We start from the raw sequence: 13,286 nt of genomic DNA, 5'->3' as shown, positions 1-13,286 counted from the left end.
TGCACTTTCGTTAAAGTTCAAAAATGTTCGTTATCGAACATAATAGCAAAGAAACGCGCTATTGGTAACATCGAAAAAACATTTTAGAGTGATATGTATAACATTATGGCGTTAAGCTACTCCGTCAACGTACACTGGGCGATAAAATGCCTTAATTGGCTTCACCGGCAATCATGAAAGAGCGATTCATGGAACAATTTGAATGTATCACTGTAGAAGAGGCGTATCAGAAACTGCACCAGGGCGCGGCGGTGCTGGTCGATATTCGCGATCCGCAAAGTTATGCCATGGGTCATGCGCCGCAGGCGTTTCACTTGACTAACGATACGCTGGGCGCGTTTATGCGTGAGCATGGTTTCGATACCGCCGTGATGGTAATGTGCTATCACGGCAACAGTAGTAAAGGCGCCGCGCAGTATCTGCTCCAGCAAGGCTATGATGCGGTTTACAGCATTGATGGCGGGTTTGAGGCCTGGCATCGCCGTTTCCCTGCCGATGTCGCGAATGGCGCGTAATCCCATAAAGATGCAGCCTCCGACGAGAAGGGTATATATACTGTCTTCTTTTGTATGGACTAAGCGACAGCAATAATGTTGATGATTACTTCCTTTGCGAATCCTCGCGTGGCGCAGGCATTTGTTGATTACATGGCCACCCAGGGCGTCATTCTTACTATTCAGCAACATAATCAAAGCGATATCTGGTTGGCAGATGAATCGCAGGCCGAACGTGTGCGGGTCGAGCTGGCGCGGTTTATAGAAAATCCCGGCGATCCGCGTTATCTGGCGGCTAGCTGGCAGTCCGGGCAGACGAACAGCGGGCTACGCTACCGCCGTTTTCCCTTTCTCGCCACGCTGCGTGAACGAGCCGGCCCTGTTACCTGGATCGTGATGCTCGCCTGCGTGCTGGTCTATATCGCGATGAGTCTCATCGGCGATCAGACGGTGATGGTGTGGCTGGCGTGGCCGTTCGATCCGGTTTTAAAATTTGAATTCTGGCGCTACTTCACCCATATCTTTATGCACTTCTCACTGATGCATATTCTTTTTAACCTGCTGTGGTGGTGGTATCTCGGCGGGGCGGTAGAGAAGCGCCTGGGCAGCGGTAAATTAATCGTCATTACGGTGATAAGCGCGCTACTAAGCGGCTATGTACAGCAGAAATTTAGCGGCCCGTGGTTTGGCGGGCTGTCTGGCGTCGTCTATGCGCTGATGGGTTACGTGTGGCTGCGCGGAGAGCGCGATCCGCAAAGCGGAATTTATCTCCAGCGCGGCTTAATTATTTTTGCATTAATGTGGATAGTCGCTGGTTGGTTTGACTGGTTTGGCATGTCTATGGCGAACGGCGCGCACATCGCCGGGCTTATCGTCGGTTTAGCGATGGCCTTTGTTGATACGCTGAATGCGCGAAAACGAACGTGAGGCGTATCCGGCCTGTGGTCGAGATATTTTTCCAGGCCGGGTAGGGCGAATGCCGCTATCCGGCGCAAGGTTGGTTACTTTCAGAGATTATTCATGAAACAAACACAACGGCATGACGCGATCATTGAACTGGTGAAAAAACAGGGGTACGTCAGTACGGAAGAGCTGGTGGAGCATTTTTCTGTCAGCCCGCAAACCATTCGTCGGGATCTTAACGATCTGGCGGAACAGAATATGATTTTGCGCCACCACGGCGGCGCGGCGTTGCCCTCCAGCTCGGTGAACACGCCGTGGCACGATCGTAAGGCGACGCAAACGGAAGAAAAAGAGCGCATCGCTCGCAAAGTCGCGGCCCAGATCCCCAATGGTTCAACGCTGTTTATTGATATCGGCACGACGCCGGAAGCCGTAGCGCACGCCCTGTTAGGGCACAGTAATTTGCGGATCGTGACCAACAATTTGAACGTAGCGAACACGCTAATGGCGAAAGAGGATTTTCGTATTATCCTCGCCGGCGGTGAACTCCGCAGCCGCGACGGCGGCATTATTGGCGAAGCGACGCAGGACTTTATCGCCCAGTTCCGTCTCGATTTCGGCATTCTCGGTATTAGCGGTATTGATAGCGACGGCTCGTTGCTGGAATTTGACTACCATGAGGTACGCACCAAGCGCGCGATTATCGAAAATTCGCGCCATGTGATGCTGGTGGTGGATCACTCTAAATTTGGCCGTAACGCGATGGTAAACATGGGCAGCATTAGTATGGTCGATGCGGTCTACACCGATACCCTGCCGCCGCCGGGCGTGATGCAGGTGATTGCCGACCACCATATTCAATTAGAGCTGTGCTAAAGAGACTGTCTTATCAGGCCTACACTCTGCGCGTGATCGTAGGCCTGATAAGCTCATCAGGCACACGTCAAACCCCGTACCCCATCATCTTCAGCAACTGCTGCGCGTGCTGTACCGCGTCCTGACGGTGCGCGACGCCGAGTTTCTGGTAGAGGTTGCGGATATGCGTCTTAATGGTGGTCGCGGCCACCGCCAGTTCGCCGGCAATCTGTTCGTTGCTGTAACCGGAATAGATAAGCCCTAACACCTGCCATTCACGCTGGGTGAGCGGGCTGGTGCGAATAAGCTCCGGGACATCCGGATGGTTAAGCAGGCGCTCGACGAAGCCTTCGTCAAAATGGGCGAATTTATGCCGGTGATGTTGGTTAATCTCTCGCAGGATGCGCTGCGCGCGATGCTGCTCCATCTCCGGCAGCGTATTGAGCTGGATAAGCTGACGCAATTGTTGCGCCATGGCTTCGCCTTCAATCACAAAATGGCTGATAAATCCGGTGCGGTTGGCGAGCTGTAAGGCATCAAGCAATACGCGCTGGGCGTCGTTTTTCCGCCCGGATTGCCAGTAAAGCTGATTGAGTAACAGCAGATTGCGGTTTAAATCGCTCATTAAGCGCAGGCTACGGGCATTCTCATTTAACTCTTCCAGCACGATTTCCGCAGGCTCGAATTCGCCCAGCAGGATCTGCGCGCGGGCGATATTGCGCCACTGGCCTTGCAGAAAATGGTTATTGGCAAACGCCGGTTTTGGCGTATGGCGTAACCAGTTGGCGGCGGATTTCTTGTCGCCGGTTAACTGCCAGTAAATGACACGCACTTTATCGGCGTTAGAGATCCAGTCGCAGTGATAACGGCCATTGCCTAATAAGTTTTCCAGTCGGTTAAGCTGACTACGGGCATTATCCAGATCGCCGCGCGCCAGCGAGCACTGCACCAGTAGCGTCAAACACTGCAACTGTTGTTGCGGCTGGAAGGTGGACAGCACAGCGATACCGCTGCGCGCCGAGGCTTCCGCTTCGTCAAGGCGCGCCCACGCCCACAGCAATTGCGCGCGGATACGTACCAGAAACTCATGCATCGGCAGTTGTTCCAGATGTTGCTCTTTGATCAACTGGAAGGCTCTCTCCTGCGTTTCCCATGCGGCCTGCAGGAATCCCTGGGCGAACTGAATTTCACTTTGTTGAATTAAGCTCCATAGCGCGTAATGCCAGACGTCATGATGGCGCGCCATTTGTTCGGTTTGCTGCATCAGCGATAAAGACTGGCTGAGATCGCCTTTACAGTGCAGCACTTCGCCGTGAACGGAGGTCGCGACAATGCGGCTATAAAACCAGGCGAGAGGAAGCTCATCCAGCGCCAGTTTCGCCAGCCGCTCTGCCTCTTCCGGATTGCCGTCGTTGATGGCGACCTGAGCGCGCAGCGCGTTAAATTCAGCATGTAGCGTGCCGTCCATGACCCCTTTGATCTCTTGCTCGGCGCGCGCCAGCAACGTATTCACTTCGCTGTAGCGGTGTTGGCTTTGCATCAGCCAGGCCTGTAACAACACCAGCCGCGGATTTTCCAGCAGGCTTTCCCACGGCAGCGCTTTTAATGACTCTTCCAGCAGCGCCAGTTCACTGTGATTAAACAGCCCCCACGCATGATTAAGCAGGATATCGCGCAGCATTTGCGCGTCACCCGCCGCCAGCGCATGATGTATAGCTTCGCTGGGAAAACCTTGTTCCATCCAGCTTTCTGCGGCCGCGCGGTGGATCTCTGGCAGTTCCGCCGCCAGTTCCCACTGGCAACGCTGGCGCAGAAAGCTACCAAACAACGGGTGATAGCTAAACCACTCGCCCGTGTCGTCCATGCGTTGTAGGAATAACCCCTGGCGCTCAATCTCCTCCAGCCGCATCTGGCCGTTTTCTTCGCCGGTCACACGCACGATCAACGCGTCATTCATTGAGCGTAAGATCGCGCTTTTAAGTAAGAAATGTCGGGTGCTGACATCCACGTTATCCAGTACTTCGTCCACCAGATAATCAGAAAGGTGGCTGGCATTAATCCCGGCAAGACGGCGGGCGGAGTGATGCGCAGAGGTATGGTTCTGGCGCGCGGAGAGGGCGATCAACTGTAGCGCAGTGGCCCAACCGGCCACATCGTCGCACATGCGGCTGCTCTCAGCGGCTTCAATGGGCGACGAAAGACGACGGTCAAAAAATTGCTTTGCTTCCTGATGGTTAAAAGCCAACTGCTGGCTGCCGATTTCCAACAGCTGATCGCGCACGCGCAGGTTAGCGATGCCCAGTTGTGGCAAATTACGCGATAACACCACCAGGGTGAAATTTTCCGGCTGATGACGTAAGAAAAAGCGCATCGCGTCGTGAATCACCGGATTGGTAATCAAATGGTAATCGTCAATCACCAGATAAAGCGGGCGATGCCACTGCGCCAGTTCAATAAAGAGCTGTGCGAAGAGGGACGTCAGGCTGGCGTACTGACGTTTTTGCGCCATCGCTTCGCTGGTAGAGCAGTGTCCGCCGGTGGCCTGTTGGATTGCGGCAATTAAGTAACTGGCGAACCGCTCTTGCTGGTTATCGCCTTCGTCGAGAGAGTACCAGCCTAATTCATTTTTGCCCGCCGCCCACTGTGAGACAAGCGTGGTTTTCCCATAGCCAGCAGGACTGGTTACCAGGCCGAGCCTGAAATTGTTCGCGCCGGAAAGTTTAGCCAACAGCCGCTCACGAACCACGGTATGGTCGAGACGAACCGGACGACTTAATTTAGACGGAATCAACATAGCAATCACTTCACTGTGGGAAATGGGGGGAACTGCGATTTTTTTTGCGCTTCGTAATTAATAGATATAAGGTCGGCCAGAAAGCATTTTAATGCAAGCTAAGCAGACTTTTTATGTGTCTGAATTTGCACTCTGTCACAATTCTAAATAACGGTATTAAAAAAGTATTCAGCGCGGTTGAAACGAGCGTCAGAGCTGGGCTGAGGTCATATTTTCGTTATTGTAAATAATGTCCTGGACATGATGCGGATTTAACACAATGACGATACCAGGCGTTTAATTAATTATGTTTAGTTAGTGAATCTCCCGCCGCTGAATATTTCAGATAAGAAACTATTTCGGCGTTCATATAATCTTCGAAAATACCCCTTCGCGATTTACTGTTATTTCTGTTTATTCATTTGATTATGCGTAACACTGAGTGTCGTTGACAGGAATCGGCGCGTTTATACAGGGGTAAGTGGCGGCGATCACACTTTTATGCTCATCCCCGCTCCTCCTCCCTCCCTAATCATTGCCGGGAGGAGGAAGGTCAACATCGAGCCTGGCAAACTAGCGATAACGTTGTTTTATTACCCGAGGACGGATTTCCTATGTCACAGCCAACCTTCAATAAAGATCAATTCCAGGCCGCCCTGACGCGTCAGTGGCAGCGTTTCGGTTTACTGTCGGCGTCCGACATGACGCCTCGTCAGTGGTGGCAGGCCGTTAGCGGCGCGCTGGCGGAATTACTGAGCGCGCAACCGGTAGCGCAGCCGACAAAAGGCCAGCGTCATGTGAACTACATTTCGATGGAATTTTTGATTGGTCGCCTGACGGGAAATAACCTGTTAAATCTGGGATGGTACCAGGACGTTAGCGATGTACTGAAAGCGCACGATATTAATCTGACCGATCTGCTGGAAGAGGAAGTCGATCCGGCGCTCGGCAACGGTGGTTTGGGACGTCTGGCCGCCTGCTTCCTCGATTCGATGGCCACCGTCGGGCAGTCCGCTACGGGCTATGGTCTGAACTACCAGTATGGGCTGTTCCGTCAGTCATTTGTTGAAGGCAAGCAGATGGAAGCGCCGGATGACTGGCATCGCGGCAGCTATCCGTGGTTCCGCCACAACGAGGCGCTGGACGTCCAGGTTGGGATCGGCGGTAAAGTCACCAAAGAAGGGCGCTGGGAGCCAGGCTTTGTGATTACAGGCCAGGCCTGGGATCTGCCGGTGTTAGGCTATCGTAACGGCGTCGCGCAACCGCTGCGTTTGTGGCAGGCGACCCACGCGCATCCGTTTGATCTGACCAAATTCAACGATGGCGCTTTCCTGCGGGCGGAACAGCAGGGTATCGATGCGGAAAAACTGACGAAGGTGCTTTATCCCAACGATAACCACACGGCGGGCAAAAAACTGCGTCTGATGCAGCAATACTTCCAGTGCGCCTGCTCGGTAGCGGATATTCTGCGTCGCCATCATCTGGCCGGACGCAAACTGCATGAGCTGGCGGATTACGAGGTCATTCAGTTGAACGATACTCACCCGACCATCGCCATTCCGGAACTGCTGCGCGTGCTGATTGACGAGCACCAACTGAGCTGGGATGACGCCTGGGCTATCACCAGCAAAACCTTCGCCTACACCAACCACACCCTGATGCCGGAAGCGCTGGAGTGCTGGGATGAGAAGCTGGTGAAAGCGCTGCTGCCGCGTCATATGCAGATTATCAAGCAGATTAACGACCGCTTTAAGACGCTGGTCGATAACACCTGGCCTGGCGATAAGCAGGTATGGGCAAAACTGGCGGTGGTGCATGACCGTCAGGTGCGCATGGCCAATATGTGCGTGGTCAGTGGCTTTGCGGTCAACGGTGTGGCGGCGCTGCACTCCGATCTGGTGGTGAAAGATCTGTTCCCGGAATATCACCAGCTTTGGCCGAACAAATTCCACAATGTCACCAACGGCATTACGCCGCGTCGCTGGATCAAACAGTGCAATCCGCAGCTTGCGGCGTTGCTGGATAAAACGCTGAAAAAAGAGTGGGCTAACGATCTCGACCAGTTGATCAACCTCGAAAAATACGCTGACGATGCGAAGTTCCGTCAGCAGTATCGCGACATCAAACGGGCGAACAAAGAACGGCTGGTGAAATTCATCCAGGCCCGTACCGGGATTGAGATTTCGAGCCATGCGATTTTTGATATTCAGATCAAACGCCTGCATGAGTACAAGCGTCAGCATCTGAATCTGTTGCATATTCTGGCGCTGTACAAAGAGATCCGCGAAAACCCGCAGGCTGATCGCGTACCGCGCGTATTCTTGTTTGGCGCGAAGGCGGCGCCGGGCTATTACCTGGCGAAGAACATCATTTTTGCTATCAATAAGGTTGCGGAAGCCATTAATAACGACCCGGCGGTGGGTGATAAGCTGAAGGTGGTTTTCCTGCCGGATTACTGCGTCTCGGCGGCGGAAATGCTCATTCCGGCGGCGGATATTTCCGAGCAAATTTCCACTGCCGGGAAAGAGGCGTCCGGCACCGGCAACATGAAACTGGCGCTGAACGGGGCGTTGACAGTGGGAACGCTGGACGGCGCTAACGTTGAAATCGCTGAGAAGGTGGGTGAAGAGAATATCTTTATCTTTGGCCATACTGTGGAAGAGGTCAAGGCGCTCAAAGCCAAAGGCTACGATCCGGTGAAATGGCGTAAAAAAGACAAAGTGCTGGATGCGGTGCTAAAAGAGCTGGAAAGCGGTCAATACAGCAATGGCGATAAACATGCCTTTGACCAGATGCTGCATAGCCTCGGCAAACAGGGGGGCGATCCGTACCTGGTCATGGCGGACTTCGCCGCTTATGTCGAGGCGCAAAAGCAGGTGGATGCGCTGTATCGCGACCAGGAAGCGTGGACGCGCGCCGCGATCCTCAATACCGCGCGCTGCGGTATGTTCAGTTCCGATCGCTCTATTCGCGATTATCAGGCCCGTATCTGGCAGGCAAAACGCTAAGGGAGCGCGATGGAAAATAAACGTCTCGATAGTGCCGCGCTGGCGGCGGGGATCAGCCCCAGTTACATCAATGCTCATGGCAAACCGCAGTCTATTGGCGCTGAAACCAAGAGACGTTTGCTGGCGGCGATGCACGGCACGACAACAGGACCACAGGCGGTCGTGCCGAATGTGAAGGTTTATACCGCGGGTAAAAAAATGGCGTTGCCGGTAGAGGGGCGCGGTGAGTTTGCCTGGCTGCTGACTACGGAAGAGGGCGTGCATTACAAAGGGCGCGTGACGGGCGGTAAAAAACTTAACCTTCCGGCTACATTGCCGGAGGGCTACCACACCCTGACGTTGACCCAGGATGAACAGCGTACGCACTGCCGTATTATCGTCGCCCCGCCGCGATGCTATGAGCCGCAGGCGTTACTGGAAGGGAAAAAACTGTGGGGGGCCTGCGTCCAGCTTTATACTCTGCGTTCAGAAAAAAACTGGGGTATTGGCGATTTCGGCGATTTAAAGTCGATGCTGGTCGACGTGGCGACACGCGGCGGCGCGTTTATCGGCCTGAACCCGATCCACGCGCTTTATCCGGCGAATCCGGAGAGCGCCAGTCCCTACAGCCCCTCGTCTCGTCGCTGGCTGAACGTGATATATATCGACGTCAATGCCGTCGAAGATTTCCGCCTGAGCGAAGAGGCGCAGGCATGGTGGCAAATGCCCGCCACACAGCAAAAGCTGCGACAGGCGCGCGATGCGCAATGGGTGGATTACGCTACCGTTACCGCGCTGAAAATCACGGCGCTGCGGATGGCGTGGACGCGCTTTGCCGCTCGCGACGATGCGCAAATGGCGGAGTTTCGTCACTTTATCGCCCGTGAAGGCGAGAGCCTTTACTGGCAGGCGGCATTCGACGCGCTGCATGCGTATCAGGTAAAAGAGGATGAGCAGCGCTGGGGCTGGCCAGCCTGGCCGGAGGCGTACCAGTCGGTAGAGTCTCCCGCTGTCAAACAATTCTGTGAAGCGCACCGCGAAGAGGTGGAGTTTTACCTCTGGCTTCAGTGGCTGGCCTGGCGCCAATTCGCTGCCTGCTGGGATACCTGCCAGAGTTTTAAACTACCGATTGGTTTGTACCGCGATCTGGCGGTTGGCGTAGCGGAAGGCGGCGCGGAAACCTGGTGTGACCGGGAGCTGTACTGCCTGAAAGCATCTGTCGGCGCGCCGCCGGATATCCTCGGCCCGCTCGGTCAGAACTGGGGGCTGCCGCCAATGGACCCGCATATCATTGTCGCCCGGGCGTATGAGCCCTTTATCGACCTGCTGCGCGCCAATATGCAAAACTGCGGCGCGTTGCGCATTGACCATGTCATGTCGTTGCTGCGTCTGTGGTGGATACCGTATGGCGAAACAGCGGATCGCGGGGCATATGTTCAGTATCCGGTTGACGATCTGTTGGCTATTCTGGCGCTGGAGAGCCAACGTCACCGCTGTATGGTGATAGGCGAAGATCTGGGGACGGTGCCAGTTGAGATTGTCGGCAAGCTGCGCGATAGCGGGGTCTATTCTTATAAAGTGCTGTGGTTTGAAAATGACCTTGAGAAAAACTTCCGCGCGCCAGGCGCATATCCGCAACAATCGATGGCTGTCGCCTCGACGCACGATCTCCCCACGCTGCGCGGCTATTGGGAATGCGGTGACCTGACGTTGGGTAAAGCTCTGGGGCTTTATCCGGATGAGGTGATTCTGCGCGGGCTGTATGAGGATCGCGAGCGGGCGAAACAGGGGCTATTGGACGCGCTGCATAAATATGGCTGTCTGCCAAAACGCGCCGGGCATAAGGCATCGTTAATGTCGATGACGCCAACGCTAAATCGCGGACTTCAGCGCTATATCGCCGACAGTAACAGCGGTCTGTTGGGGCTTCAGCCGGAGGACTGGCTGGATATGGCCGATCCGGTTAACGTACCGGGCACCAGCGATCAGTATAAAAACTGGCGGCGGAAGCTCACCGCCACGCTGGAGCAGATGTTTGCCGATGAGGGCGTAAACAAGCTGATTAAGGATTTGGATAAGCGCCGAAAAGCGGCCGCGAAGAAGAAGTAATAAAGCCGGGGATTTCCCCGGCTTTATGATGGTGAGAGCACGTAGGCCTGATAAGCGCAGCGCCATCAGGCAATCCTGGCGCACATTGCTGCCTTATCCGGCCTACAAGCCGCCTCGCTTAAACCACCATACCCAGTAGCAGACAGCCGATCAGGCCGCAGACGGAGATGATCGTTTCCAGCATCGACCAGGATTTAATGGTCTCGCCGATAGTCAAATTGAAATACTCTTTGAACAGCCAGAAGCCCGGGTCGTTGACGTGAGAGAAAATCACGCTCCCGGAACCGACTGCGATAACCATCAGTTCAGGGCTAACGCCGGTAGTGGCGATCAGCGGCGCCGCAATGCCGCCTGCGGTAATCGCCGCGACAGTCGCAGAGCCCAGCGCGATACGCAGCACCGCCGCGATAGACCACGCCATCAACAGCGGAGAGACATTGGTTTCATGCATCATTGAAGCGATGTATTTATCCACGCCGCTATCGACCAGCACCTGCTTGAACGCGCCGCCGCCGCCGATGATCAGCAGCATCATGGCGATAATTTTGATGGAAGAGACCAGCGTATCGTTAATCTGATCCATGGAACGTCCGCGGTTCAGGCCAAAGGTGAACATCGCAATCAGTACGGCAATTAACGTAGCCATTACCGGGTCGCCCAGGAACTCGGCAACGGGCAGGAAAGCGTGGCCTTTTGGCAGAATCATCTCGGCAACCGCACGCATCGCCATCAGAATCACCGGAACCAGCGACGTCCAGACGCTGACGCCAAAGCCCGGCATCTCTTCTTCCGTAAAAGTTTTCGCGCTGTACAGGCCTTCCGGGATCGGCTTATCGATGCCTTTCAGAAAACGGGCGTAAACCGGGCCGGCAAGGATCACGGTCGGGATCGCCAGAATCGTACCAAACAGCAACGTTTTACCCATATCAGCATGGAAAATCGTGGCAATCGCGGTTGGGCCCGGGTGCGGCGGCAGGAAACCGTGTGTGACGGAGAGCGCCGCAGCCATCGGCACGCCGACGTACAGTAACGGGATATTCGCCGCTGCGGCAATGGTGAATACCAGCGGCAGCATCAGAACAAAGCCCACTTCATAGAACAGAGCGAAGCCGACGGTAAAGCCGGTTAACACTACGGCCCACTGAATATGCTTTTTACCAAATTTCGCGATCAGGGTAGTGGCGATACGTTGAGCGCCACCGCAGTCGGCAAGCATTTTGCCCAGCATGGCGCCGAACCCCATAATCAGGGCCAGACTGCCAAGCGTACCGCCGACACCGGCTTTGATGGAGCCGATGACTTTATCCAGCGGCATTCCCTGCATCAACCCGACAGCGAGCGCTACCAGGACAAGGGCGATAAATCCGTTCATTTTGAAGCGGATCATCAGAAGAAGTAACAAGATAACACCGATAGCAACGATGACTAATGGCATGATTTACCTGGCCTTTACTTTGTTATGGGTAACGTCATTGTTTCGACGACAAATTCCTGTTGTTCCCGACGGGAACAGAGTCGCAATAGCACCAATACTGATTACCGTTGAAACGAATGAGCGTAGTCAGATGTTATATGGATGTTAGGTGCCCATAAGAATGATACGGGTAACATATGGGTGTTGAAAATGACCCTGGCAGGCAAAATTTAAATTATGAGACACAGGTCATGTTATCGGCGAAAGAAGAAGGACCATCGTTCTGAGATGTGGCTGATGGCGCAGAATGGCGGCGTAGACGCCTTATTCGGCCTACGGTGGCGCAGACAAGGCCCGACAGACGCAAGCGCCATCGGGCATGGATGCGGGGAAAATCTTAGTAGTATGAGTGCTCGCCGCGCTGGTGTTCGGTCAGATCGCGAACCCCTTTCAGTTCCGGGAATTCATTCAGCAACTGTTTCTCGATCCCTTCTTTCAGCGTGACGTCAACCATCGAGCAACCGTTACAACCGCCGCCAAACTGCAGAATTGCATAGCCTTCATCGGTAATTTCCATCAGCGAGACGCGACCGCCGTGGCCCGCCAACTGCGGGTTAATCTGCGATTGCAGAGCATATTCCACGCGCTCCATCAGCGGCGCGTCATCGGCCACTTTGCGCATCTTCGCGTTTGGCGCTTTCAATGTAAGTTGAGAACCTAGCTGGTCGGTCACGAAATCAATTTCCGCGTCTTCCAGATAGGGCGCGCTCAGCTCGTCGACATAAGCGGTCAACAGGTCAAATTTCAGTGCAGTATCGGTGGCTTCTACGGCGTCGGGCGGACAATAAGAAACGCCGCACTCTGCGTTAGGAGTGCCGGGATTAATGACAAATACGCGGATTTGCGTCCCTTCTTCCTGATTTGCCAGCAGTTTGGCAAAGTGCGCTTGTGCAGCATCGGAAATACGGATCATAGTAATGGCCTAATAGTTGACTATTTTAGTTGGTTATAATACGCCCATCATCGAGGCTCTACAAGGTTCGACACAGGCACCATACCTGGACAGTCGCTGCGCCGTTGCGCAAAAGCAGTTGCGCGATTTCCGCGACGGTACTTCCGGTAGTGACGACATCATCCACAATAACCATATGGAGACCCTGTACCGGCAATTCAAGGCGAAACGCGTTTTTCAAATTGCGCTTACGTAACCTGGCGCTGAGATGATGTTGTGTTGCGGTCGCCCGTACCCGCGTGATGGTTTGGCTGTCCCACGCGCAGCCAAGCCAGCGCGCTAACGGTTGACATAACAGATCGCTTTGGTTAAATCCCCGCCGCCAGTGTCGGTGCGACCAGAGCGGAACGCTGACGATTCTGTCGGGAAGCTGCAAGCCAGTGCTGCGGCGCGCCATGAGTACTTCCTGCAACAGTAGACGCGCCAGAGCGGCGGCAATTTCGCTGCGGCGGGTAAATTTAAGCTGATGCACCAGTAAACTCAAGGGCGGCGTATAGTCACTGACGCTCACCAGACGCTGCCAGGGCGGTGGTTTTTGCAGGCAGCGACCGCAGGGGAGCGAAGGATGCGCGGCAGGTAATCCGCATTGCGGACACAGGCTGACGCGCTGACGAACGGCGCGCGCGCATACGGAACAAATCCCCCAGTGGCTTAACGCCAGCGGCATTCGGCATAGCCAGCATAATCCCGGTACTGTTAGCATAGGTGCATCCTTGTTAGACAAAAGAGAACAGTAACT

Annotated in this window: 9 protein-coding genes; 5 read left to right on the top strand and 4 right to left on the bottom strand. The window is 54.5% G+C overall.

What is annotated here, in order from left to right; genetic code table 11:
• Positions 1-188 precede the first annotated feature (188 nt).
• From glpE to J4645_RS18660, 3 genes are all read left to right on the top strand, one after another.
• Positions 189-515, top strand: coding sequence for a thiosulfate sulfurtransferase GlpE (gene glpE, locus J4645_RS18670; protein WP_000434523.1), 327 nt, complete (start codon positions 189-191; stop codon positions 513-515).
• A gap of 75 nt (positions 516-590) precedes the next feature.
• Entirely contained in the window at positions 591-1,421 is an 831-nt protein-coding gene (gene glpG / locus J4645_RS18665) for a rhomboid family intramembrane serine protease GlpG (RefSeq protein ID WP_023213339.1), read from the top strand.
• A gap of 93 nt (positions 1,422-1,514) precedes the next feature.
• On the top strand, positions 1,515-2,273 hold the full coding sequence (locus J4645_RS18660) for a DeoR/GlpR family transcriptional regulator (protein WP_000815084.1): 759 nt from the start codon (positions 1,515-1,517) through the stop codon (positions 2,271-2,273).
• Between the two features lie 67 nt (positions 2,274-2,340).
• On the opposite strand, the gene malT is transcribed toward J4645_RS18660, so the two are convergent.
• Positions 2,341-5,046, bottom strand: a complete 2,706-nt coding sequence (gene malT, locus J4645_RS18655; protein ID WP_023215169.1) for an HTH-type transcriptional regulator MalT — start codon at positions 5,044-5,046, stop codon at positions 2,341-2,343.
• 593 nt (positions 5,047-5,639) lie between these two features.
• Here malT and malP point away from each other — a divergent pair.
• Together malP and malQ are read left to right on the top strand one after the other, a co-directional pair.
• A complete protein-coding gene (malP, locus tag J4645_RS18650; protein ID WP_060634085.1) occupies positions 5,640-8,033 on the top strand; it encodes a maltodextrin phosphorylase in 2,394 nt (797 codons plus the stop codon).
• Positions 8,034-8,042: 9 nt separating this feature from the next.
• Complete coding sequence (gene malQ / locus J4645_RS18645; RefSeq protein WP_001528210.1) at positions 8,043-10,121, top strand: 4-alpha-glucanotransferase; 2,079 nt, start codon at positions 8,043-8,045, stop codon at positions 10,119-10,121.
• Positions 10,122-10,239: 118 nt separating this feature from the next.
• On the opposite strand, the gene gntT is transcribed toward malQ, so the two are convergent.
• The 3 genes from gntT to gntX all read right to left on the bottom strand — a co-directional run bounded on the left by gntT (position 10,240) and on the right by gntX (position 13,250).
• Entirely contained in the window at positions 10,240-11,556 is a 1,317-nt protein-coding gene (gene gntT, locus J4645_RS18640) for a gluconate transporter (protein ID WP_001131741.1), read from the bottom strand.
• 376 nt (positions 11,557-11,932) lie between these two features.
• Complete coding sequence (gene nfuA, locus J4645_RS18635; protein WP_000619387.1) at positions 11,933-12,508, bottom strand: Fe-S biogenesis protein NfuA; 576 nt, start codon at positions 12,506-12,508, stop codon at positions 11,933-11,935.
• Between the two features lie 58 nt (positions 12,509-12,566).
• A complete protein-coding gene (gene gntX, locus J4645_RS18630; protein WP_023215167.1) occupies positions 12,567-13,250 on the bottom strand; it encodes a DNA utilization protein GntX in 684 nt (227 codons plus the stop codon).
• Positions 13,251-13,286: the final 36 nt, after the last annotated feature.

Origin of the sequence: Salmonella sp. 32082101201600294FB01SM01, from assembly GCF_017572865.1 — a bacterium.
GTDB lineage: Bacteria > Pseudomonadota > Gammaproteobacteria > Enterobacterales > Enterobacteriaceae > Salmonella > Salmonella enterica.
This window is presented reverse-complemented; position numbering and strand designations above follow the sequence as displayed.

Bases quoted from the DNA above. Each gene is read 5' to 3' on its own strand.
- glpE (WP_000434523.1), top strand. From the start codon at position 189: ATGGAACAATTTGAATGTATCACTGTAGAAGAGGCGTATCAGAAACTG.
- glpG (WP_023213339.1), top strand. From the start codon at position 591: ATGTTGATGATTACTTCCTTTGCGAATCCTCGCGTGGCGCAGGCATTT.
- J4645_RS18660 (WP_000815084.1), top strand. From the start codon at position 1,515: ATGAAACAAACACAACGGCATGACGCGATCATTGAACTGGTGAAAAAA.
- malT (WP_023215169.1), bottom strand. From the start codon at position 5,046: ATGTTGATTCCGTCTAAATTAAGTCGTCCGGTTCGTCTCGACCATACC.
- malP (WP_060634085.1), top strand. From the start codon at position 5,640: ATGTCACAGCCAACCTTCAATAAAGATCAATTCCAGGCCGCCCTGACG.
- malQ (WP_001528210.1), top strand. From the start codon at position 8,043: ATGGAAAATAAACGTCTCGATAGTGCCGCGCTGGCGGCGGGGATCAGC.
- gntT (WP_001131741.1), bottom strand. From the start codon at position 11,556: ATGCCATTAGTCATCGTTGCTATCGGTGTTATCTTGTTACTTCTTCTG.
- nfuA (WP_000619387.1), bottom strand. From the start codon at position 12,508: ATGATCCGTATTTCCGATGCTGCACAAGCGCACTTTGCCAAACTGCTG.
- gntX (WP_023215167.1), bottom strand. From the start codon at position 13,250: ATGCTAACAGTACCGGGATTATGCTGGCTATGCCGAATGCCGCTGGCG.